Origin of the sequence: Polycladidibacter hongkongensis (assembly GCF_001561995.1) — a bacterium.
In the GTDB taxonomy this organism is placed as follows: Bacteria; Pseudomonadota; Alphaproteobacteria; order Rhizobiales; family Stappiaceae; genus Pseudovibrio; species Pseudovibrio hongkongensis.
Window position 1 is genome coordinate 182,987 of record NZ_LLWC01000036.1, and the last position, 23,199, is coordinate 206,185.

Genomic DNA, 23,199 nt, shown 5'->3' on the forward strand with positions numbered 1-23,199 from the left:
GATGACAGAGACAATTTTTCACTCTGGCGCAGTGCCCCAAAATGGTCGTTTTAGACCCTATGTTGTTTCCACTGCTTGCGTATCTGGCGGGCGCGTTTTGCTCATTGAGAGAGGCAAGCAGCCAAACAAGGGGAAGTTGGCCTTTCCCGGCGGACGAATTGAAGCAGGTGAGAGCACAAAGAACGCAGCCCAACGCGAATTGCGTGAGGAAACCGGCATAGGCGCCGATGAGTTCTTGCCGCTTGGGTATTTTGCACTCGGCGGTGATCGCGCATTGCAGGTATTTGTCTGCTACAACTTTTCCGGGAGTGCTCGGGCAATGAGCGATGCGGCTGCGGTGGTGTGGCTGCCACTTGCGCAGGCAAAGCAGCGGCGCGACTTAGCCCCCGGCATGTTGCCCGCTTTGCACGCCTTGACGCTGTAACCAATCTTTTTGGAGCATTAACCGAAAAAGCCTAGGGTTACGCAACAAGGGCCGCTGTGCTCAACTGCTGCTATAAATTATCTGGCTTGATGAGGAACGAATGGCGCTTCTTTCACCCGCGTTGGATCCGATCTTTCCCGCGAGAACCCAAGTGGTAATTAGCCGCTTGGTTGCCCTCCTTACTGCGGCGTTCCTTGCGAGCGGCCTTGGCGCTACCGGGACGTGGGCGCAAGAGACTGGAAACAACAAAGCAACAGAGGCAACGCCACCTGCTGCGGCCCTGCTGGACGCGCCCTATGAAAGCCAGCTGATGAAGATCGCCGAGGTTATGGGTGCGCTGCACTTTCTCCGCCCGCTGTGCGGTGCACCTGATGAGCGCGAGGAATGGCGCAACAGAATGCTGGCTCTTTTGAATGTTGAAGTTCAAAACGAATTGCGACGGCGCCGGTTTGTCGAACGATTTAACCGCAGCTATCGCAGTTTTGCCAGTGTTTATGAAAGTTGCACTCCATCTGCGCAATTGGCATCACAGCGCTTCGCCGAAAAAGGATGGAACACTACACAGCGACTCATAAACAAGTATAGAACAGAGGGCGAGCGCTGATACTTCTACCCATTATCCACAGAGTTTTTCAGAAGAGTATTTGGATAAACCAGAAAACGCGGAGGTGTTAACCATAACTTGCAGAAGTTCTGGACGAACACCACAAAACGGCGGGTGCCTTCTAGCCTTCAAGAGCGCCCATGCTAACCTCAGCTCAAATACAACTGACTCGCGCAGGTAGGCTGCACTGCCTGCCACTTCGCTGATTTTGCGGAGGAACTGGCGTTTGCCGGTTGTGGCTGTGCAAGAAAACGAGAATGAGGGCATCATGATTGAAGACGAAGCGACTGGCGCTTGCCTTGATGGAGACGTTGAGGAAATTGATGCAAGTGATGCGGATATTCGCCGCCTAGCGCTTGGTTTTATTCAGGACGCTTTTGAAGAAGGCATGTCTCACGGGATTGATAGTACTGCTCTTTCCCACGCTGCCCTATTTACTGCGATGATGGATCTGGTATCCTTGTTTGGAGAGGATGCTGTAACCAAATTTGCCGAGGAGCTACCGATGCGCGTTCAGCGCGGCGACTACTCGCTAGAGCGTTGCGTCCACTAACCAAGTTTTTCGTCGCTTCAAATGGCCGTTCGAGCCTGTCGGAGCGTCTTTAGCACGAAGCCCCTCGCGACACGTTTGTTGTGAGGGGCTTTGTTCGTTTTAACTCGGTGTGTTGAATTTCATTCATGAATACCCGATTCGTTAGCGGTGCTCATATTTGCGTTAGTATTGTGAGGGCCGTTCGGGCGAGCAACAGTACCCCGAAGCCGACGAGAAGCACCCCCGCCACGCGGTTGACCCAGATGAGCCAGTTCTGGCTGGCACGATTGCGAAGAAATGTTGCGACGGCAGCGGATATAAAGGCCCACCAAAGCAATGCACCGGTGATAACTCCGGCGACCAAGATCAGTGCGCCGACGTAGTTGCTATGTTTTGGCGCACCTGCCCCAAGTGAACCGAAGATAGCGATAAACCCAAGGACAGCGCCGGGGTTGGTCAATGTCATAAAGAACGAGGTTGCAAAACCTTTCACATCGGGCGCGCTAGAGCCCTCACTTGATTGCAGCTTGGGCTTGGCTCGCAAGGTGTGCAACCCGTAGATGCAGAGCAGCGTTCCACCCATAAACTGAATAAGATCACGGTGTTCGTCAATAAACTGCGAAATAGCTGTCACTCCCAAGGCTGCCGCCAAAGCAAAAAAGCTGTCGGCGACCACGGCCCCAAGACCAGCGCTCAGGCCTGCCAGAAAGCCGCGTTGCAATGCACGCTTGATCGCCATAATGTTTACCGGACCAACTGGCGCTGATGTGGCCAAACCAATTGCAATTCCAGTTAAATAGTAGAATGCATCCACTTTTGCTCTTGTCCTTTAAAAACCATCTGGCGCAAGGTATCGGCTGCGCTATTCAACCCACGTGTGGGCAAATCAGAAAACTGTGAAATCTTTGGGGTGAATAGCCTCGGGCAGGTTCCTTTTTAGACCTTGATCTGTCCTTTAGGCTAAACTTGTGAAATCCGTTAGCCCTGCTCTTGTTGATTCCGGTGTCATTATGATTACTCGCATTGCTTTTCTTTGTTTTTTCTCGTGTCTCTACGCCATGCATACGCAGGCTTCTGCGCTCAAGGTCGAGAGCATCCGAATCAAACGCCCAGAAAGCGCGGCCCCTGCCCCGCTTAGTATTGATCCACAAAGCGGCAATGCAGAAGCGGAGGAAGAGTTCTGGCCTGAGGAACAGATCGTAGAGCTGCCGATCCCTAACGTGAGCTACGATTTGGAGGACTTGCCTCTGCCGGTTGCGCAAGCACGGGAACGATTGTGGGAAATTGCCCGTTCTGCCGATTTTGATGCGCTGCGTGCTGTGTTTGCCGAACAAACAACACCGCCTTATCTGGGGCCGGATCAGTTTGGCGCACCGACAGAGTTTTTGCGCGAATCTTCGGGAGACGGTGAAGGCTTGGAAATTCTTGCGATTATGCAGGATATCTTGCAGGCAGGCTTTGTCATTCAAAATGCAGGAAGCGCAGACGAGCGCTATGTTTGGCCTTATTTCGCGCAGTACCCGCTTGATAAACTGAAACCCGCGCAGCTTGTTGAAATGTACCGCATTGTTACCGCTGCAGACTATTTTGAAATGCAAGACTATGGCCGCTGGACATTCTATCAACTGACCTTCAATGCGCAGGGGGAGATTGTCAGCTTCAGCTCTGGATACTAGGGGCATTGCGGCTCGTTGGCAGGCGACGGTGTTTGCGGCTCTCAAGAGGTGGCAAGCTCTCGTGACGCTGTGCAGGCTGTTGATGGGTGTGCCTGCTTGCTGGCACTGGCAAGCCATGCATAGCCGCGAAAACGAGACGAAAACTCAACCTGCGCACAATGATCCGCGCAGGCAGAACGCATCACTGAGGGCAGCTCGTAACGCGGTGTCACATGAAAGCGGCGTAGCCATGCATGCAATAGTGTTTTAAACGCGCTTGGCATGTGCTCTTGCTGGCCAAAATCCACCAGATGCAGGGTTCCACCGGGGCGAACATGCGCCCAAGCGTGAGATAAGGCTTGCTGCCATGGCGGTATCATTGACAAGGCGTAGGAAAAGAAGACGCAATCAAAATCATCATGGCCGAAAAGAGCAAACAAATCCGCACTTGCGGCGTCGCCCTTGGCTAATCTTATGCGGTGCTCAAGGCCTGCACGGGCGATGTTACCCTCCGCCAATTCCAACATGCTGCGTGAAATATCCAGCCCGTAGAACCGGGTGTCGGGATACTGCTTGGCAGCCTTGATAAGGTTTCTACCGGTGCCGCAACCGATTTCCAGCACCACTCCGCCAGCAGGCGCTTGCAGCTGCTTTATTAGCTGATCGCGCCCAAGAAGATAGTATTTGCGCGTGATATCATAGATAAAGCGTTGATGCTTATAAATTGCATCCATAAGTGCGGCAGTTTGATTATGCTTTTGCAACAAGGCAGATCTCCAAAAAGATGCAGCAACTTAAAACAAATCTGGACTTATGCTTTTGGCAAACGTGTATAGATATGGAAGCCGCCATAAATTGACGAGCGGTCTTGCTTGCCCAGCTGCTCGCTTTGCTGTGTTTCATAGGTCCACTGCTTTATGATGGTGTCTTCAACCCGCCCTGGCAAGAGGCTGGGCTCGGCAGCTGTTCTAAAAATAACGCGCGCTCCGGGTGCTGCCGTGCGGGTGATGTGCTGCCACAGCTCGTTAAGCTGCTGATCTGTCATCCAGTCCTGCGCATCCAACAAGACAAAGCCATGTAAGGACGCGTCCGCTTCTTTTGCCAGATGATCCGTGACCGAGCGATGCTCGACACGCACCCGGCCGACACGTTGCCTAATTGTGTCAAAATGCCGTTCTTCAAGGTAGGGAGGCAATGGCCCAGAAGGGCCAGTGGTGGAGCGCGGCGCATATCCGCGGGTAAATGCCTGCCAAGCGAAGTAATTGTCTGATACTGCGAAATCGCAGGTCAGCTTTTGCAAGCGCTGGCGCAACACTGCGGCCATATCGCCCTGCTCTGCAGCACACAGGGCTTCATATTGGGCAGGAGGAATACCAAGGCCGTAAAGCGACATTTTTTTTGAGGTCACCCAGCGGACCATGCGCTTGTCGAACAAGGGCGCGAGTGTTTTGTCAAAAAAGTTGCGCTGCTCTGCCAGTGATCGGGCTTCGACGATCTGGGAGAGATCCACGCCATAAAAGCGAGCAATTAGATGGGTGGCGCCGATGAAGTACCCCAACATGCCATGATGATATAGATCACGCGAGAACAAGGTGATGCGGCGGCGGCCTGTCCAGTCGCGAGATTGCCAGTACTGGCGTGTCTGGGCGTCAATGTTGTCTTTTAAAAATCGGTTGTATGCAGCCAAGTTGGCGACTTCATCCGCCTCGCCAAAGAAGCGGTAGAAACTGTCGTAGTTTGGCAGATGCTTCGCGGCGCTGAGTTTTAGCTTGTTGAGGGCAATATGGGCGCGGTTCAAATCAACGGCGATAATCTCCTGCGGATCTTGCGTTAGGTAAGACAGGACATTGCAGCCTCCAGAGGCGATGGTGATCATGCGCCCCCCGGTTGGCAGGTTCAGCGCCTGCATATCGACACGCGGATCCTCCCAAATTTGCGGATAGACCAGCCCTTTGAAGGCAAAGGTGAACACACGCTCCAAGACACCATTTTGTGAGCGCAGGCTGGACTGGTGGACAGCATTTTGCAAATGACGTTTGGAAAGCTTTAAACTGGAAGACACCGCGTGCTCCTGATTCAAGAGACCTCGAAATATTGGGGCGCAGGTTTATTCGCTTCTCACGACAGGGATATGACGCAGCGGCTTAAACGCAATTGCAAATGAGTGGCGATTAGGCATTGTCGGTTTGGCGCGCGTTTTGTAGGTATGGTCTTTGTCTGGGTCAAATGCCGCGCTTTGCCTCCAGCCGCTTCGTTTACACTGCCTAGGATTTCTCATGGATTGGACCTACACTCACCTTAAAGATCGCAGTGCTTTGCTTATCGGCGGGGCGGACGCGGCCACGTTGCTGGGCAATCTGGTGACCTGTGCGCTGCCAAGCAAAGAGCACCCGGTCAGCTTCGGGGCCTTGCTCACACCGCAAGGGAAAATCCTGTTTGATTTCTTTCTTCACTTGAACGCGGTAGGTGACGAGGCATCACCAAGCTATATTCTGGAGCTTGGCCAAGACAGTTTGCCAGCACTGCAAAAGCGGCTGATGATGTATAAGCTGCGTGCAGATGTGAGTATTGAGATAGCAGATGAGCTGGCGGTTTGGGTTTGTTTTGCAGCTAGCACAGAGGGTGAACCCGCGAGCTTGCCAGAGGGCTTTGATGTCGACCCGCGCTTGCCACAAATAGGCGGACGGGCGATTGCGCGTACATCTGAACGCTTTGCCCAGTTGGCACAGAGCGAGACTGCAACATGGCAGGAGCACTTGCTAGGGCTGGGCATTGGTGAAAGCGGGCGAGATTACGAGCTAGGAAGCGTGTTCCCCCATGACGTGAACATGGATCAATTGAACGGCATCGACTTCTCGAAGGGATGTTATGTGGGGCAAGAGGTCGTCTCACGTATGAAACATCGCGGCACTGCACGGCGTCGGTTGGTATGCGCGAGTGCATCTGCCCCTCTTCCAGATGCAGGTACTGATATTGTGGCGAGTGAAAAAGCTGTGGGTGTCATGGGTTCGTCACACAACGGCGTTGCTGTTGCGCTAGTTCGTCTAGATCGCGTCAGCACCGCATTAGCAGCGGGCACGGCGTTGACGACAAACGGCATTCCAATCGCTTTACACGTCCCTACCTATGCCGGTTTTCAGCTTGATATTGCCGGCTGAGCCCAATTGCGCACAGAGGTGGCATGTAACTGCGAGAAATAAAGGTACGCAGGTAGAAAGACGCATGGCAGCAGATAAAGCAGGACATTCCCCGCGCGCATGGCAGCGCATGCTCTCTGGTCGTCGCCTTAACTTGCTCGACCCTTCACCACTGGATGTCGAGATTTGCGACATTGCACACGGGCTGGCGCGTGTGGCGCGCTGGAATGGGCAAACCACTGGCGAACATGCCTTTTCGGTGGCGCAACACTGTGTTGTGGTGGAAGCAATTGCCCGAATGCTAAAGCATGACCTTGAAATACGCTGGCAACTTGCGGTGCTGCTTCACGACGCGCCGGAATATGTAATTGGTGATATGATCTCGCCCTTCAAAACAGTGCTGGGCGGCAATTATAAGAGTGTTGAAGAACGCCTGCACATGGCAATTCACCGCGCGTTTGATTTGCCTGAGCATATGCCGCGGGGTATTGCCAAACTGGCAAAAAAGGCGGATATCATCTGCGCCTATTTTGAAGCCGTGGAGCTGGCGGGCTTTTCCGAGGAAGAAGCGGATAGAATCTTTGGTGCGCCGAAAGAGCTTAGCGCTGAGGAGTGCGGCGCTGTTCGTGCTATGGTGCAGCCAATTGCTACGGCTCAAGCACAGGAGCAATTTCTAAAGCGATTCAACGCCTTGCAAAATGGCTAGCAAGTCCAGCGACTAATTGGGAGACACTGCGTTTGAAACTTTGGGTTTGCCCGCTATCAAAGCTTGATACTGTACTTGATCAATGCGAGAGCGCGGCGGTGCTATCTCTTTGCTCACCGGGCAATGCGCCGTCAAAGCCGGAGCATACGAACCTCTCCACATGGCAACAACTCGTGTTCCACGATGTTGCAACGCCGCGCAAGGGATTAATTACGGTTCGTCAAGAACAGGTTGCTGCGGGTATTGCAACGGCGCAAGCGATTGCTGCGGGGCCCTCATCTTCAACGCCTTCGGGAACAACTAAAGAGCTGGTAGTGCATTGCTGGGCAGGCGTTTCCCGTTCCACCGCCTTTGCCTACACCATTGCCTGTGCGCTGAGTAAGGCCGGCGCCGAGGGAAAACTGGCGCATTTGCTGCGAGAAGCCAGCCCTGAGGCGACACCTAACCCACTTGTTGTGCATCACGGCGACAATCTTTTGCAACGAAGCGGGCGTATGATAGAAGCAATAAAGGGGATTGGTCGGGGGTGTGATGCCTTTGAGGGGCCGGTGTTCTGCCTTGAACTTGAACAGCAAATCTATCGATTGATTGCATAAGAGGTGGCGGCGAGTGCGCCGTCCGTCCTTATTGCACCAGCGGGAGCAAGCCATGCAGGGGGCTTCGCCTTCAAAATTGCAACAGCGCGACAGCGATGACGCAGTACCAAGTACTCGCGGCGGCGACATTGAGGTGACACTCAATGCGGTGATCGTCTCGGTTTTGGGAAAAACGCCCTATGTGCTTTGCGTATCTGGTGGCAGTGAGCGCGGCATGGCTGCGCTGCCATCTGGTCCGTTTGATCCCAGTATACATCGCACGTTTGAACTTGGATTGCGTGCGTTTGTACGCGAGCAAACCGCGCTGCAATTGGGCCACGTGGAGCAGCTCTACACCTTCGGAGATCGGGGCCGCTATGCCAGCGCGATTGACGGCGAAAAACACGTTGTGTCCGTCGGATATCTGGCCCTGACACGGCAAACTCCAGAATCTGACGCTTTGTTAAAAGCCCAAGGCGCTATTTGGCGACCATGGTACGACTTTTTTCCTTGGGAAGACTGGCGTGGCGGAAAGCCACCTATCTTACAACAAGAGCTTGCTCCGGCGATCAAAGCGCTATGCGCGCAAGCCGGTAGTGGCGGTGACACACTTGCCCGGCTTTCGCGCAAAGAGCGGTTTCAACTGTCATTTGGCGATGGTCCGATTCGCTGGGACGAGGAGCGGGTGTTGGACCGCTACGAGTTTCTTTATGGCATCGGTCTGGTTGTTGAGGCGATCCGCGATGGGCGCCCTGCCCCTGATTTGCCCGAGCCGCAGGCACTGCGGCCACATAGTACTGGCGATGGAATGGTGTTTGATCATCGGCGCATTCTGGCCACCGCGCTTTCGCGGCTGCGGGGCAAGCTGAAGTACCGACCTGTGGTGTTTGAGCTCATGGCCGAGCAGTTCACACTTACAGACTTACAACGAACTGTTGAGGCCATTGGCGGACAACACGTGCACAAGCAGAACTTCCGGCGCTTGGTAGAAAGCGCAAAACTGGTGGAACAAACCGGACAAACGTCCACCACCACCGGCGGCAGACCTGCGGCACTTTACCGATTCAGACGCGAGATTTTAACAGAACGGCCTGCTCCGGGTTTGCGCATCGGGCGCATGTAGGGGATGCGGCTGTTATTCACTGGCAATTGCTCTGAAAATCTGGTGCGGGTTACCAACCGCTAAGTCCTTGTAAGCGCTTGGTTCGAAGTCACTGTATCCAGAAAAGGACAACACCATTTATTAGATGGGTAAAAACCACTGGCCTTAATTTGGGTGTATTTCAGTGTTGCGCTTTAACCTATTGTCAAGGTTAAGAGACAATTATCACGCAAGCTGATTTGGTTAACCTGCGTTTAATGCAGTTCAGCTGGCGGCCTTGACCTGCAAGGCATTTGTATTTGAGTTTTGGTGAGGACCAAGGTGGATGGCGCATAGCTCGCGTGCGAAAAATAAAGACTCGAATGCAATTACTGCCCGGCTTTTGCTGCTTTCAGGGCTAAGCATTTTCGGCGTATGCGCGAGCGCGACAACTGTTTCCTATCAGGATATGGCCTCGGCGGCGCAAGTAGCCGCGCAAGACGTGCCGCGATGGATGGTCTATGCTGGCATGCCAGAACCTGCCTTGAGCGCTGAGGAGATCGCCGCGCGGGCGGCAGCTCTGGCTAACGAAAAGGCAAATGCGGCAGCAGAGCGCGTGCTCCTCGCCCAGAGATTGGCGTCTGCCAAGCGGCATATGCCCGCTGTCAATCCACTGCGAGCGACCAGAGCATTTGCAACACCGGCTGATTTTGCATCATCCCAATCGCATAGCTCTAGGCAACCTGAAAGCACAGGACAGCAAAAAAGTGCTGGAAATCTGTTTGCTGCATCCGTTCACTTTGATCTGGCGAGTTTGATGGTGCCAGAATTGAGCAGTTGGCCGCAACACGTGCAAGTGGAACGACCGGGCATTAGCCAACTGCGAACGGCGCATATGTACCAGTTGGTTAGAGCAGGCGAACTTGATCCGGTTCAAGTCGCACTTGCCGAATTCAAGAATACGCCAGCGGTGAACGCTGCTGGCGCGACACTGGCGATGGCCTACGCCCCGTCGGGAGCGCATACAAACAAGGCCCCGTTTGACGCCTTGCTCCGCCCTGCCCATACCAGCGCTGACGATGGATTGACCGTTCAGGGCGAGACCCCGCAACTGGTGTCTGCCGTGCCCGGCGACAAGCCACACTTGAGTTCAAAGGACTTGGCCGCCTATGCGCTGACCAATCCGCATTGGTGGTATCTGAAAGACCTGCCTAAATCTGCAAATGCCAAGCAGGAGTTAAAGTGTTTGGCAGAAGCCGTGTATTTTGAAGCGCGCAGCGAACCGCGTGATGGGCAAATCGCTGTTGCACAAGTCGTGCTTAACCGGGTCAAGAACCCGACCTATCCGAACAGTATTTGCAAGGTGGTTTATCAGAACAAGAACCGCCTGAATGCATGCCAATTCTCCTTTGCCTGCGATGGGTATCCTGAGCGCGTCTATGATCGCAAGTCTTGGGCCAAAGCCAAAGTCATTGCACAAAAGGCGGTTCGCGGCGAGGTCAACCTGCCAAGTGTTGGCGCCTCGACCCACTATCATGCGACCTATGTGCGCCCCAATTGGGCAAGCACAATGCAGCGCAAGCAAAAAATTGGTCTACATATTTTCTACAAAACTTATAAGGGTGGGTGGAGCTAAGCGGCGCTGAAGCTCTCAAGTGGTGGCGCTTACTCGATTGCGTTAAAGCGCTGGTTGCTTTTCCACTTTGGTTTCTGGACGGAGTGCTTGCGCTTTGACTAGGGGAGGGCTTGTGTCTGATCCTAGCTTATCGCAATAATCCAGCGATTGCCCCCCTTGCAATCTCGCCCTTTAAGCTTGCCGCATTCATTGAGTATTTAAAAGATTGCCACAGCAGTTCATCTCACATCATCGTGTTTCAGATCTCTGGAAGAAAGCGCGCGGTGGGATTCGCGCGCTTCTAGCAATCCAATTGGGACTGGTTCCTACTAAGCCAATCCAGATTTAGGCAGCGGCGCAAGCAACCAACGCAAATCTAACTACGGTGCTTAAGGCTTACTCGCTCAAACTATTGCTAGCCCTCTATTTCGACGATCAGTCGACCACGCACTTGGCCGGACAAAATCGCCTTGGCTTTTTCAGGCACCTGCTCTAGCGAGATAACGCTGGAAAGCTTGTGCAGCTTGGCCAGATCCAGATCTTGCTGCAAGCGGCGGTAGGCTTTTTCCCTTTTTGACAGAGGCGCCTGTACAGAGTCCACTCCCAACAGGGCAACACCGCGCAAGATAAATGGCATAACAGTTGCCGGAAGGTCGGAACCTTGCGCCAACCCGCAAGCTGCAACAGCGCCGCCATAGCGGGTGGCGGCAAGCAGGTTCGCCAGAGTATGGCTACCGGCTACATCAATCGCCCCTGCCCATTGTTCTTTGGCAAAAGGACGCCCCGGCTCACTCAGGCTGGCACGCTCACGCACTTCTTTTGCGCCAAGATCTAGGAGGAAGGCCTCTTCTTCTTGCTTACGGCCAGTGAAGGCGATGACCTCGTAGCCCAGAGAGGACAGTAGCGATACGGCAACCGAGCCAACACCGCCAGCAGCACCGGATACGGCGATCGGGCCCGAGGCTGGTGTAAGACCGTGGTCTTCCAGCGCCATGACGCATAACATGGCAGTGTATCCAGCGGTGCCAATTGCTGCGGCATCTTTGGCACTCAGGCCCTCGGGCCGCTTCACCAGCCATTGTGACTTGAGACGCGCGTATTGGGCATAGGCGCCAGTGTGCACTTCGCCAACGCCAAAACCGTTCATTATGACAGCATCGCCTGCCTTGAAGGCATCGTTTTGCGAGGAAACCACCTCGCCAATAACATCAATGCCCGGAACCATAGGGGTCTTGCGCAGCACACCCGGATTGCCCGCTAGGCACAGACCATCTTTGTAATTCACAGTGGAGTGGCTGACTTTGACCAGCACATCCCCCTCATCCAAATCATCGAGAGTGATCTGCCTGAAGGTTGCGGGGGCAGGCTTGACGCCTTTTTCTGTTGCCTCGATCCAAAGAGCGGTAAATGCCTGTTGCATGGGGTGTCCTTTGCCTTAGGGGCTGTGGCTGCTGATCGCCACCAATGCCTTGTTGTGCCCTGTCTTGCACGTCGACGCATCTGCGAGATTACGCAGGGGAGAGTTCGTAGGTGCACAAACCTGTGTCCCTCCCCTAAAATGGCAATGCGCTGCGCGGACCCAACCTGTCATGGATTTTAAGCGCTGCGAACCCCGACAGATGACTATGCCCCACGGCAAGGGCTTAGCCGCTCACACCCGAGTTTGCCGGTTGCCCAACTGGTACATGCCGCTCTGCAATGGGCCAGTGAACGATCGCAGCAAGAACGCCTAGCGCGATGCCTGCCCACCATAGCAGCAAATAAGAACCGGTTTGCGCATAGATCACACCGCCGAGCCAAACCCCAAGAAACGAGCCAATCTGGTGGGACAGGAAGACAAGACCGAATAAAGTACCCATGTATTTTGGTCCAAACATCACGGCGACAAGGCCGGATGTTGGCGGCACCGTAGAGAGCCAGAGCAACCCCATAGTGCCTGCAAAAAGCAGCACAGATGTTGGCGAAACCGGCATCGATATGAACGCTAGAATAGCAAGGGCACGAGCAAAATAGATGAAGGAGAGCACGTAGGGCTTTGGATAGTGCGAGGAGCAATACCCGGAGACCAGCGAACCCACAATGTTACACAGACCTATTAAGGCGAGCGCCCATGCGCCCAGTGCCGGATCCATACCCAGATCAGCCAGATAAGGCGGCAGGTGCACTGTAATAAACGCGACATGAAAACCGCAGACGAAAAACCCAGCGACGAGCAATTGGTAGCTGCGTGTTTTAAAAGCGGTGGCAAGCGTTTGTTTTAGGTCGATTGGTTGAACGCCCGCGGCCCGGGCGGTTTCCTCGGCCTTGGCAGCTGCAGTTTTATGCGCGGCTGTCGGATTGCCTATAAGAGCCATAACCAGCGCCAGCAAAGGAATCACACAAGTGATGGCGGCCAGCACCCACAAGCTTGGTTGCCAGCCGATATTGGAGATCAGGCCTTGACCAAGTGGGGCAAACAGGAACTGGCCAAAAGAGCCGGCAGCTGTTCCAAGGCCGAAAGCCAAACCTTGACGGTGCGCAGGTACTGTTTTTGCAAAGGCGGCGAGCACGAGTGTAAAGGACGAAAAGGCAATACCAAGGCCAATAAGCACACCAGCGGTTAGGTGCAGCAGCAGCGGCGTGCCGCTCATACTCATCAAATAGAGCCCGATGGCATATAGTACACCGCCACAAGCGATGGTTTTGCCACTACCCAGCTTATCCGCAGCGGCACCGGCAAAGGGTTGTGCGAGCCCCCAAACAAGATTCTGGATCGCCAATGCGAGTGCAAAGACATCTCGGCTCCATTGGTGAGCATCACTCATTGGCGTCAGAAACAAGCCAAGCGACGCCCTTGGGCCAAACGAAAGCAAAGAAACCAAGCTGCCACACACAAGAGCAAGTGCGAGCGTTGAACCGCTAAGCAGCGGCGGGAGCTTTAAAGTTGAGGACATGGAAATTCCTAGCACGACATTGCGGCACCTATTGAAAATGCGCAACTTTTTTGATGTTTCACTTAGCAATTGAGTTACTTGCCCTATTTCTCTGCTCAGTACAACGTATATTTGCTTAGCTTTTCGTTTGAATAACACGCGGTGCAGTTTGGTCGATCTAGAGCGTATACCTGCAGAATGTTGTATTGTGGTTTTTGCAAAGGGCCATTTCCAAAACCATTGGGTCCCTAATGACTTGAGTTGCGATACTTGCCCGTTGCATTGATATGTACAAAACCAGAGCGCCGCTCATGACGCTGGAATATCGCAGGGATGCGCGTTTTTTCTTGTGCAAGTGCGGCGCATCGCCTATATATGCTGAAAATGAGTATAAGGGTGTGTACGCATCGGGCCCACTTTATTGGCTGGGCCTTTGTTTTGGCCCTCCTTTTACTCAAAATGAGCATAAAGCCACCTACCTCCCGGGGGAACGCCACATGACCGCACCTGCCAACAGTGCTGTTGCAGCAGAAATCTCATTACCAACCTCAACAGGCCTTTCAGCTCTGGAGCGGTTTGGCGCATTGCCCCGCCCACAGTTGCAATACACTGCTGAGGTGGCGGAAGCGACAGCGCCTGTCTATGAAAAGCTCAAGGATTTCATTCCAGAAATCGAATGGGCCGTGCTGGCGCCGTATGTGTTTGAGATCAACCGGCTGAAGAAAGAACGTAACGCAGTCATTCTGGCGCATAACTATATGACACCGGATATCTTTCACGGGGTGGCAGATATTGTTGGCGATAGTTTGCAGCTGGCGAAAGAAGCGGCGAGTGCCGAGGCTGAGGTGATCATCCAATGTGGTGTGCACTTTATGGCGGAGACCTCGAAGATTCTGTCTCCAGAGAAAACTGTACTTATTCCGGATATGGAGGCTGGCTGTTCGCTGGCTGAATCGATCACTGGTGCGGATGTGCGCCGCTTGCGTGAAGAAAATCCGGGCGTGCCGATTATCACCTATGTAAACACCTCGGCCGATGTGAAAGCCGAATGTGATATTTGCTGTACTTCTTCCAATGCGGTGCAGGTGGTTGAGGCGATGGGCACAGACAAGGTGTTGCTGGTGCCGGATCAGTATCTGGCAGGCAATGTGGCAAACCAGACGGATGTTGAGGTGCTTACCTACGCGGGCTCTTGCGAAGTGCATGAGCAATTTACCGCCGAAGAGCTGCGCGAATACCGCGAGATCGAGCCAGAGGCAAAGATCATTGCGCACCCGGAGTGCCCACCCTCTGTGGTTGCCGAAGCTGATTTTGCCGGCTCCACTTCCCATATGATTGATTGGGTTAAACGGGAAAAGCCGAAAAAGGCCATGCTGATTACCGAATGTTCCATGGCCTCGAACATCGCCTCGGAAACGCCCGAGGTTGAATATGTGAAGCCGTGTAACCTGTGCCCGCATATGAAGCGCATAACCCTTGAAAAAATTCTCGATTGTCTGCTTGAAATGAAAGGGGAGGTATTCGTGGATGAAGACGTCGCCGCCCGTGCGCGATTGTCTGTTGAACGAATGATTAACCTGAAAAACTAAGCCTCTTCCCGCAGTAGCATCTGATGCGACTGCGGGTTTTCTTTGGGCAGGGCCGCCGATGCCTTAACCCTGCGCGGCAATCTGCCTTGCTAGCGAGATATTCTTACGGTGCTCCTCTGGCTTGCCCTTGCCTGCTTTGCTATAAGCGGGCGCAACTCACATCGCTATTAGCTTCAAGTATTCTACCATGACCACACATGCTTCTTTGCTTGCCCCTGCTGTTGCGCTGAACGGCGTTGACGATGTTGTCATTGTCGGCGGCGGGCTCGCCGGTTTGTTTTGCGCGCTGAAACTCGCACCACGGCCCGTGACAATTGTCACCAATGCGCCTATTGGCGATGGCGCGTCTTCTGCTTGGGCGCAAGGCGGCATTGCCGCTGCTGTCGCCGAGGGCGATTCTTGTGACAAGCACACGCAAGACACGTTGGCGGCAGGCGATGGCATTTGCGAGGCCAGCATAGTGCGCGGCATGACCGGCGAGGCAGCCGAGCGGATCACTGATTTGCTTAGCTATGGTGTTCCTTTTGACAAGGATCTGGCCGGCAAGCTGGAGCTTTCGCGCGAGGCAGCGCACAGCGAAAACCGTGTGGTGCGGGTCCGCGGGGATATGGCGGGCGCGGCGATTATGGCGGCTCTGCTTGAGGCTGCGCGCAACACCGCGAGCATCCGGGTGATTGAGGGTTACAGCGCCTGCCAGTTGCTCAGCGAGGGGCGCTATGTCACCGGGATCACCGCAAGGCGGCGCGGCGGAACGCAGATGATTACCATTCCTGCAAAGGCCGTTGTCCTCGCCTCTGGCGGTGTGGGGCATCTTTATGGCACCACAACCAATCCCAATGAAGCCAATGGCCACGGACTGGCCATGGCGGCGCGTGCCGGGGCGCTCATTGCCGATGCGGAGTTTGTGCAGTTTCACCCAACAGCGCTTGATGTGGGGCTGGATCCTGCGCCACTTGCCAGCGAGGCGCTGCGCGGTGAGGGCGCGGTGCTGGTGCGGGCCGATGGCAACCGCCTGATGGAGGGGGTTGATCCCCTGCTTGATCTTGCGCCGCGTGATGTTGTTGCACGGGCGATCCACCGCGAGATCGCAGCCGGGGGCACAGCCTTTCTTGATTGCCGCAGGGCGATTGGCGCAGACATGGAAAGCCGTTTCCCAACCGTGTATGCTGCTGCGCAGAAGGCAGGCCTTGACGCGGCTTCAGCGCTGCTACCGGTGGCTCCGGCGGCGCATTATCACATGGGTGGTATCATGAGTGATGCCAGCGGTCGCACATCCGTTGATGGTCTGTGGGCGGCCGGGGAAGTGGCTGGCACCGGAGCGCATGGGGCAAACCGGCTGGCCTCCAACTCCTTGCTTGAGGCGGTGGTTTTTGCCGCACGCATTGCAGAGGACATTCAAGGTTTGATGCCGCACCACCGCGTGCACCACTGGGCAGAGATCAGCGATCATCAAGACATTGCCTCGAAGCGTAACGTGCGTGAGCGCTCGGTTGTGGCGCTGATCCGCCGGACTATGAGCCAGTATGTGGGCGTGGAACGCAGCGAGGAAGGCTTGCAAGCCGCGCTTGCCCTCTTACAAGAGGCGGAGCAATATTGCCGCCGCGATACGATCTTCAATATGGTGCAGGCAGCCAAGCTGATTGCAGGCTCTGCGTTGCTGCGCAAGGAAAGCCGCGGCGGCCATTTCCGCACGGATTATCAAGAAAAATCGCAGGACTATGCCAAGCGCTCCTTCGTTAAGCTGACGCAGATTGATGAACTTGCCAAGGCTGCACAAGAAAGTGCGGCAGGTAAGGCGGCCGTTCAAGCCATGGAGCTTTCATGAGCACTCAAGAGAATAACAGCGCAGCCTTCTTGCCAGAACTGCCCCAATTGATGGTGGAGGAAGCAGTCAAGGCGGCTTTGCTGGAAGATTTTGGCCGAGCTGGTGATATCACCTCTCAGGCAACGATTCCGGCAGAGGCAAGCGCAAACGCGCAGATTGTCTCCCGCCAACATGGCATTTTGGCCGGATCAGCCCTCGCCGATGCCGCTTTTCGTCTTGCGCATGCTGGCCTTGCCGTTACTTGGCACAAGCAAGACGGGCAGGCACTTGCGCCAGGTGATGTTGCTGCCACCATTCAAGGACCCGCGCGGGGTTTGCTTGCCGGAGAGCGCGTGGCACTCAATTTCCTTGGTCATCTTTCCGGTATTGCCAGTGCAACACAGAAGTTTGCCGCCAAAATAGCCCACACCAAATGCAATGTGGTTTGCACGCGCAAAACCACACCGGGGCTGCGCGCTTTTGAGAAGTATGCTGTGCGCTGTGGTGGTGGTGCCTCGCACCGCTTCGGGCTGGATGATGCGATCTTAATTAAGGATAATCACATTGCAGTTGCAGGCGGCGTGGCTATCGCGATCGAGCGGGCGCGTGCTTTTGCAGGGCATCTGGTAAAAATCGAGGTGGAGGTTGACACTCTGGAGCAGCTTCACGAAGCCCTTAGCGCCAAGCCGGATGTGGTGATGCTCGACAATATGGGACCTGAACTTCTACGTGAAGCTGTGCAAATCACCCAAGGTCGCGCGCTGCTGGAAGCATCAGGCGGTATTACGCTGGAAAGTGTGGGCGCAATCGCGCAAAGCGGCGTGGATGTGGTCTCGACCGGCTGGTTAACTCACTCCGCGCCAGTGCTTGATCTGGGCCTCGACATCCATATTAACACCTAAACCGCTCCCAATAGCCCAAGGAATAAAGAAAAGGCGGCAGGCTCGTGAAGAGCCGCCGCCTTTGCCGTTTCTATCTGCCGGCCACGGGCCGTCTTCGGTCCGGGCCTTGGCGCAAAATGTAAAGGCGAGGCAATTGGCTCGCCTTTGCCGCTGGCTACTGAGCTGGCCGCGACTACATATTGGGATAGTTGGGGCCGCCCTGCCCCTCCGGCACTGTCCATGTAATATTCCCGTTGGGGTCTTTGATGTCACAAGTCTTACAGTGCACGCAGTTTTGTGCATTGATCTGGAAGCGCGGCTCGGCGCCCTCTTCCGCCACCCATTCATAAACACCGGCAGGGCAATAGCGGGCGGATGGCCCAGCGAATTCATCAAGTTCGGAAAGTTTCTGCTGGGCTTCATCACGCAAGCGCAAGTGAATTGGCTGATCTTCCTCATGATTGGTGCTCGATAAGAACACCGAGGAGAGCCGGTCAAAGGAAATCTTGCCATCAGGCTTGGGATAGTCAATCGCTTTACAGGCTTTAGCAGGCAGCAAGCTGGCAGCATCGGTCTTGGTGTGATGCAAGGTGCCAAACAGCGACTTGCCGACGAGCTCTTGGCACCACATATCAAATCCGCCGAGCATCATACCAAGGTAATTACCAAAGCGGCTGAGCAGCGGTTTAACGTTACGAACACGCTTCAGATCAGCACCGATTTCACTCGCGCGCAACTCGCTGTCATAGCTGTCCAGCTGGGTATTCTGCGCTCCCTGTGCCAAGGCTTCTGCAACCTTTTCAGCCGCCAGCATGCCCGAGAGCACGGCGTTGTGCGATCCTTTGATCCGCGGTAAGTTCACAAGGCCAGCGGAGCAGCCCATCAGCAACCCGCCAGGAAAGGCTAGGCGCGGCAAGGACTGAAAGCCCCCCTCTGAAATTGCACGGGCGCCATAGGCAATACGCTTGCCGCCTGCAAACACCTCGCTAATGGCTGGATGATGCTTGAAACGCTGGAACTCTTCAAAAGGTGAGAGGTAGGGATTTTGGTAGTTAAGGTGGACCACGAAGCCAACGGCCACCTGGTTGTTTTCCAGGTGATACAGGAACGAGCCGCCACCGGTTTTGCTATCAAGCGGCCAACCAAGGGTGTGCTGCACAAGGCCTTGCTGATGCTTTTCCGGAGCGACTTCCCAGAGCTCTTTAATGCCGATCCCAAATTTAGCAGGGTCGCTATCCCGGTCCAGATCAAACTGTTCGATGAGCTGTTTTGCGAGCGAGCCGCGCACCCCTTCACCAATGAGGGTGTATTTGCCCAACAGCTCCATACCGCGCATATAGGTGTCTTTGGGCTGTCCATCACGGCCCACACCCATATCGCCTGTTGCCACGCCGCGCACACGGCCCTCATCATCATAAAGCACCTCAGCCGCAGCAAAACCGGGATAAATCTCAACTCCCATGGCCTCTGCTTTTTCGGCAAGCCAGCGGCACACATTGCCAAGGGAGACAATGTAGTTTCCGTGGTTACCCATGAGCTTTGGCATGGTGAAATTGGGGATGCGGGCTGCGCCCGCGGGGCCAAGCAGCAGAAACTTGTCGACAGTCACTTTGGTTTTGATCGGGGCGCTATCATCGTCGCGCCAGTCTGGCAGCAGCTTGTCTAGCCCGACCGGGTCGATCACCGCACCAGAGAGAATATGCGCGCCAACCTCCGAGCCTTTTTCCAAGACGACGACGGAGATATCCTCGCCGTTTTGCTGCGCGATTTGCTTGAGGCGAATGGCTGCCGATAGTCCAGCAGGTCCAGCCCCCACAATGACCACATCAAATTCCATGGATTCGCGTGGTGGCAACTCCTGCTGCTCTTGCATTCCTCTCTCCCTTGTCAACTGTTGGCGATGGGTGTCGCCCGGCTTGGCTGCTTTGTGAGGGACCATGGGGCAAGGTCGCGTCACGCCCCAGTGGCTTGCCACTCAAACAGCACATATGTCATTCACCATGATAAAATGACGTTTACGTTAACGTCAATAGATCAATGGACGCAGTTGCATGAGATTGACCAGCGCGTCGCTTGAACAGGCCCATGCTGCTTTGATTTCAGATAGATGTGTAATCGAGCCATCCAGTTGGTGCAATGCGTTAAAGGGCCAATTTCGCCCACCGCGTGCATATGCCTCTGGTGCGCACCGCCCATTCCCAGCTGCTTGTGAATAGTGTTAGGGCTTGATGGTTTTGGCGCTGTTGCTGTTTGCCGCGGCTGGCTAAAGCGTGTAGCTTGGCGGCTATGAGAGAGACTGTTGCCGTTGATCCAAGCTATTTGCCTGCTCTGGAAGCTTATTTCGAGTTTCTAGAGGCCTCTGGCGTGGATTGCCTATTGGATGAAGAGCCAGTTTACCGGTTTACCGCGCAGCAGGTTGCTGCGGCGACACCCCAACCGGTTCGCGCCCTTGCCGACCTGCCCGAGGCGACAGGCCAAAGCCAAGCTCAGCCACAGGGCAAGCTCAGCAAACCGCTCATTCCACCGGATTTTTGTGAGGTTACAGCCGCCTCAAAGGAAAAAACCCGCTCGCTGCTCGCCTCGCAAAAAGCAACGCATGAGGCGCAAGGTCTACAACCTGCCTCTGCCAATGCCGCCGTGCTCCCTGACGCGCAAGCAATCAACGCAGCACGCGAGGCGGCCGCGAAGGCTCAGTCTCTGGATGAACTGCGCCGGTTGCTACAAGCTTTTGATGGCTGCAACCTGAAACGGACCGCAAAGCAGCTGGTGTTCGGGGATGGTTCGTCCAAAGCGCCCGTGATGATGATCGGCGAAGCGCCGGGCAAAGAAGAAGATCACCACGGCGTGCCGTTTGTTGGGCCTTCGGGCAGATTGCTGGACACGATGCTGGAAGCGGCGGGGCTTGACCGGTCGGTTTGCTACATTGCCAATGTGGTGCCTTGGCGCCCGCCGGGAAACCGCACGCCAACCCCGCAAGAAACCGAGATTTGTCGTCCTTTTATCCAGCGTCAGATCGAACTGCTTAACCCGCAAATCGTGGTATTCTTAGGCGCCGCCTCCGCGGCGGCACTTACCGGTAGCCGTGAAGGGATCCGCCGAATGCGCGGCAAATGGATGAGCTATGGCACCGGTGCAGAGGCCCGGCCCGCGCTGGCGACTTATCATCCCGCCTATTTGCTGCGTACGCCCGCAGAAAAGCGGCTGGCTTGGCGCGATATTCTTAGCATCAAGGCGAAACTCTATGACTTGGGATGGCGGCCGCCCGAATAAATCGCCGTATTCGTTAAGCTCTTTTTACGCTGTTGGGATGTTTGCCAAAAAAGCATCGCTTAACCAAAACCGAATGGTGACGCAAAAGTTACCCTGCGGCCCTTTGTATTGGGTAGAAGCCTACCTATATGATTGACTGAATAGTTGTTTTTTCGGAGCCCTCGGGCACCGCTTACGTTTTGAGGTTTGCATTGATTAAGAAAACACTTCGGGCCGTTTTGCCAGAAAAACTGGTTGGTAAAGAAAAAACCGTGGTGCCGCTGGTGCGGTTGCACGGTGTTATTGGTCAAGGCTCCCGTTTCAACTCGGCGCTTAACCTTGCGAATGTGGAGGAACGGCTAGAGACTGCCTTTAAAATGAAAAAGGCACCACTGGTTGCCCTTTCCATCAATTCGCCCGGCGGATCGCCAGTGCAGTCTCACCTAATCTACAAGCGCATTCGGCAGCTGGCGAGTGAACACAGCAAGCAAGTGCTGGTGTTTGTGGAGGATGTGGCCGCGTCTGGCGGCTATTTCATTGCGCTGGCGGGTGACGAGATTATTGTTGATGCGTCCTCTGTAGTCGGGTCGATCGGTGTTGTCTCCGCCGGATTTGGCTTTGAAGGCTTGATTGAAAAAATCGGCGTGGAACGGCGCGTTTATACAGCTGGTACGAAAAAAGCGACGCTTGATCCGTTCCAGCCAGAAAATGCCGAGGATGTGGCACATCTAAAAGGCCTACAGAAAGAATTACACGCGCATTTCATCGGTATCGTAAAAGAACGCCGTGCACGTAGTTTGGCGGATGACGCGGATGTGTTTAACGGGCTATTCTGGAGCGGTTCTAAAGGCGTGGAGCTTGGCCTTGCTGACAAGCTGGGCAGTCTTTACGAGGAGCTGCATGCGCGCTTTGGCGAAGATGTGAAGCTGAAGGAAATCGAGGCAAAGAGCTCTTGGTTTGCTTCATTGCTTTCCAGCGGGCGAACCGTACCCTCGCTCGAGGCGGCGGCGGTGCACATGCCCGCAGCTGTGTTGGCAGCAGCTGAAGAGCGCAGCCATTGGCAGCGTTTTGGCCTCTAGCCCACGTTTCGCGCTTTGGAACGGCACGAGTTGGATAGCAGAGCAGGAGGTCTGACATGACTTTGGAGCTACTGGGAATAACAGCAGTGTTTGCCGGTGCGCTTGTCGCGCTGGCGATGGTGATCGGGCAACAAACCACGCCCAAGGCTGTGCGCGTTTACGCCCGTACTTCTAGGCAGCACCGCTAATTTCCTGCGGCGTGCAATTTATTCCCCCACCCTAAAGCACGGCAGCGATTGCGCTGCCTGTCTTTAAGATAATACGCGCAAAATGAGTATATTGCCTTGCGCAGTGCTTGACGTATCTTGCGCATCGTGGCACCTGTCGGCAACATTTGTTTTTGCTGCCCGCTGCGGGGCTGTTACCTATTCAGGATGAAAAAAGATGTCGCGCGACACCGTTCCGGCTCACATGGATCCCACCAAGTCATTTCAAGGATTGTTGCTTACCCTCCAGCAATTCTGGGCGGATAAAGGCTGTGCTATTTTGCAGCCCTATGACATGGAAGTGGGGGCTGGCACCTTCCACCCGGGCACTACACTGCGCTCGCTCGGTCCGCGCCCTTGGAAAGCAGCTTATGTGCAGCCTTGCCGCCGACCAACTGACGGGCGCTATGGTGAAAACCCGAACCGCTTGCAGCACTACTACCAGTTTCAGGTGATCCTGAAGCCCTCGCCGGAGAACCTGCAAGAGTTATATCTTGAAAGCCTGCGCGCCATTGGCATCGACACCGGCGTGCATGATGTGCGTTTTGTGGAAGATGACTGGGAAAGCCCAACGCTCGGCGCGTGGGGCCTAGGCTGGGAGTGCTGGTGCGATGGTATGGAAGTATCCCAGTTTACCTATTTTCAGCAGGTTGCAGGGTTTGAGTGTAAGCCGGTCTCTGGCGAGCTGACATACGGTCTAGAACGCTTGGCTATGTACGTTCAGGGTGTGGACAATGTCTATGATCTGAATTTCAATGGCCGAGAAGGTGACGAGAAAATCTCCTATGGCGATGTGTTCCATCAGGCCGAACAGGAGTTTTCCAGACACAACTTCGAATATGCGGACACCGAGATGCTGTTCCGCCATTTCAAAGATCATGAAGACGAATGTAAGCGCCTGCTTGCCTTTAGCGAGCAAGCCAAGGAAGAAGCTGGTGATGGCCTGCAAAAGGTTGTGCTGCCTGCCTATGACCAAGTTAACAAGGCCTCTCATGTATTTAACTTGCTCGATGCGCGCGGCGTCATTTCCGTGACCGAGCGGCAGAGCTACATTTTGCGCGTGCGGGAACTTGCCAAAGCGTGCGGCGCAGCCTTTCTAGAGACAAAGTGGGGCGGCAAAGAATAGCCTAGCGCCACTTTCGGTGTTTAA

General features: G+C 54.8%; 22 protein-coding genes. 16 read left to right on the forward strand and 6 right to left on the reverse strand.

Translation table 11 applies throughout. From position 1 onward, the window contains the following. Nucleotide 1: 1 nt before the first annotated feature. The 3 genes from AYK82_RS16040 (at nt 2) to AYK82_RS16050 (ending at nt 1,581) form a co-directional block, all read left to right on the forward strand. Complete coding sequence (locus AYK82_RS16040) at nt 2–424, forward strand: NUDIX hydrolase (protein ID WP_068318349.1); 423 nt, start codon at nt 2–4, stop codon at nt 422–424. Between the two features lie 100 nt (nt 425–524). Beyond that, a complete protein-coding gene (locus tag AYK82_RS16045; RefSeq protein ID WP_068318351.1) occupies nt 525–1,028 on the forward strand; it encodes a TIGR02301 family protein in 504 nt (167 codons plus the stop codon). Between the two features lie 235 nt (nt 1,029–1,263). After that, nucleotides 1,264–1,581: a hypothetical protein gene (locus AYK82_RS16050; RefSeq protein ID WP_244265788.1), complete on the forward strand. Its 318-nt coding sequence runs from the start codon at nt 1,264–1,266 to the stop codon at nt 1,579–1,581. A gap of 151 nt (nt 1,582–1,732) precedes the next feature. Here AYK82_RS16050 and AYK82_RS16055 read toward each other — a convergent pair whose 3' ends face one another. Further along, nucleotides 1,733–2,374, reverse strand: coding sequence for a LysE family translocator (locus AYK82_RS16055; protein WP_068318353.1), 642 nt, complete (start codon nt 2,372–2,374; stop codon nt 1,733–1,735). Nucleotides 2,375–2,528: 154 nt separating this feature from the next. Here AYK82_RS16055 and AYK82_RS16060 point away from each other — a divergent pair, with 154 nt between their 5' ends. After that, nucleotides 2,529–3,236, forward strand: a complete 708-nt coding sequence (locus tag AYK82_RS16060; RefSeq protein WP_156453403.1) for a hypothetical protein — start codon at nt 2,529–2,531, stop codon at nt 3,234–3,236. A 41-nt stretch (nt 3,237–3,277) separates the two neighbouring features. Here the strand turns inward: AYK82_RS16060 and AYK82_RS16065 are convergent, their stop codons facing one another. Both AYK82_RS16065 and AYK82_RS16070 read right to left on the reverse strand, forming a co-directional pair. Next, nucleotides 3,278–3,982 (reverse strand): class I SAM-dependent methyltransferase, encoded by a 705-nt coding sequence (locus tag AYK82_RS16065; protein WP_341860425.1) that lies wholly within the window; start codon nt 3,980–3,982, stop codon nt 3,278–3,280. Between the two features lie 44 nt (nt 3,983–4,026). Further along, entirely contained in the window at nt 4,027–5,277 is a 1,251-nt protein-coding gene (locus AYK82_RS16070) for a BtaA family protein (protein WP_068318359.1), read from the reverse strand. Between the two features lie 214 nt (nt 5,278–5,491). On the opposite strand from AYK82_RS16070, the gene ygfZ reads away from it, so the two are divergent. The 5 genes from ygfZ to AYK82_RS18555 all read left to right on the forward strand — a co-directional run bounded on the left by ygfZ (nt 5,492) and on the right by AYK82_RS18555 (nt 10,350). Further along, nucleotides 5,492–6,373, forward strand: a complete 882-nt coding sequence (gene ygfZ / locus AYK82_RS16075; RefSeq protein WP_068318362.1) for a CAF17-like 4Fe-4S cluster assembly/insertion protein YgfZ — start codon at nt 5,492–5,494, stop codon at nt 6,371–6,373. Between the two features lie 64 nt (nt 6,374–6,437). Further along, entirely contained in the window at nt 6,438–7,058 is a 621-nt protein-coding gene (locus AYK82_RS16080) for a YfbR-like 5'-deoxynucleotidase (RefSeq protein WP_068318365.1), read from the forward strand. 32 nt (nt 7,059–7,090) lie between these two features. After that, nucleotides 7,091–7,654 (forward strand): tyrosine phosphatase family protein, encoded by a 564-nt coding sequence (locus AYK82_RS16085; RefSeq protein ID WP_068318368.1) that lies wholly within the window; start codon nt 7,091–7,093, stop codon nt 7,652–7,654. A 52-nt stretch (nt 7,655–7,706) separates the two neighbouring features. Then, nucleotides 7,707–8,756 carry an NUDIX hydrolase gene (locus AYK82_RS16090; protein WP_244265782.1) on the forward strand — a complete coding sequence of 350 codons (1,050 nt, stop codon included), beginning with the start codon at nt 7,707–7,709 and terminating at the stop codon, nt 8,754–8,756. A gap of 304 nt (nt 8,757–9,060) precedes the next feature. Continuing rightward, nucleotides 9,061–10,350 carry a cell wall hydrolase gene (locus tag AYK82_RS18555; RefSeq protein ID WP_068318372.1) on the forward strand — a complete coding sequence of 430 codons (1,290 nt, stop codon included), beginning with the start codon at nt 9,061–9,063 and terminating at the stop codon, nt 10,348–10,350. Between the two features lie 394 nt (nt 10,351–10,744). Here AYK82_RS18555 and acuI read toward each other — a convergent pair whose 3' ends face one another. Both acuI and AYK82_RS16105 read right to left on the reverse strand, forming a co-directional pair. After that, a complete protein-coding gene (gene acuI, locus AYK82_RS16100) occupies nt 10,745–11,749 on the reverse strand; it encodes an acrylyl-CoA reductase (NADPH) (protein WP_068318374.1) in 1,005 nt (334 codons plus the stop codon). 223 nt (nt 11,750–11,972) lie between these two features. Further along, entirely contained in the window at nt 11,973–13,262 is a 1,290-nt protein-coding gene (locus AYK82_RS16105; protein ID WP_068318377.1) for an MFS transporter, read from the reverse strand. Between the two features lie 476 nt (nt 13,263–13,738). On the opposite strand from AYK82_RS16105, the gene nadA reads away from it, so the two are divergent. The 3 genes from nadA (at nt 13,739) to nadC (ending at nt 17,536) form a co-directional block, all read left to right on the forward strand. Further along, the gene (gene nadA / locus AYK82_RS16110) at nt 13,739–14,830 is read left to right on the forward strand and encodes a quinolinate synthase NadA (protein WP_068318840.1); all 1,092 of its coding nucleotides are present in this window, start codon (nt 13,739–13,741) and stop codon (nt 14,828–14,830) included. Nucleotides 14,831–15,017: 187 nt separating this feature from the next. Beyond that, complete coding sequence (locus AYK82_RS16115) at nt 15,018–16,655, forward strand: L-aspartate oxidase (RefSeq protein WP_068318384.1); 1,638 nt, start codon at nt 15,018–15,020, stop codon at nt 16,653–16,655. Then, nucleotides 16,652–17,536: a carboxylating nicotinate-nucleotide diphosphorylase gene (gene nadC / locus AYK82_RS16120; protein WP_068318389.1), complete on the forward strand. Its 885-nt coding sequence runs from the start codon at nt 16,652–16,654 to the stop codon at nt 17,534–17,536. The genes AYK82_RS16115 and nadC overlap by 4 nt, the downstream gene beginning before the upstream one ends. A 172-nt stretch (nt 17,537–17,708) precedes the next feature. Here nadC and AYK82_RS16125 read toward each other — a convergent pair whose 3' ends face one another. Continuing rightward, nucleotides 17,709–19,388, reverse strand: coding sequence for an electron transfer flavoprotein-ubiquinone oxidoreductase (locus tag AYK82_RS16125; RefSeq protein WP_068318391.1), 1,680 nt, complete (start codon nt 19,386–19,388; stop codon nt 17,709–17,711). A gap of 413 nt (nt 19,389–19,801) precedes the next feature. Here AYK82_RS16125 and AYK82_RS16130 point away from each other — a divergent pair, with 413 nt between their 5' ends. The 4 genes from AYK82_RS16130 to AYK82_RS16140 all read left to right on the forward strand — a co-directional run bounded on the left by AYK82_RS16130 (nt 19,802) and on the right by AYK82_RS16140 (nt 23,175). Then, nucleotides 19,802–20,785, forward strand: coding sequence for a uracil-DNA glycosylase (locus AYK82_RS16130; protein WP_068318394.1), 984 nt, complete (start codon nt 19,802–19,804; stop codon nt 20,783–20,785). Nucleotides 20,786–20,979: 194 nt separating this feature from the next. Next, the gene (locus AYK82_RS16135) at nt 20,980–21,843 is read left to right on the forward strand and encodes a S49 family peptidase (protein WP_068318843.1); all 864 of its coding nucleotides are present in this window, start codon (nt 20,980–20,982) and stop codon (nt 21,841–21,843) included. Nucleotides 21,844–21,899: 56 nt separating this feature from the next. After that, on the forward strand, nt 21,900–22,031 hold the full coding sequence (locus AYK82_RS18525; protein WP_279626445.1) for a hypothetical protein: 132 nt from the start codon (nt 21,900–21,902) through the stop codon (nt 22,029–22,031). Nucleotides 22,032–22,254: 223 nt separating this feature from the next. Beyond that, nucleotides 22,255–23,175, forward strand: a complete 921-nt coding sequence (locus AYK82_RS16140) for a glycine--tRNA ligase subunit alpha (RefSeq protein ID WP_068318846.1) — start codon at nt 22,255–22,257, stop codon at nt 23,173–23,175. Nucleotides 23,176–23,199 lie beyond the last annotated feature (24 nt).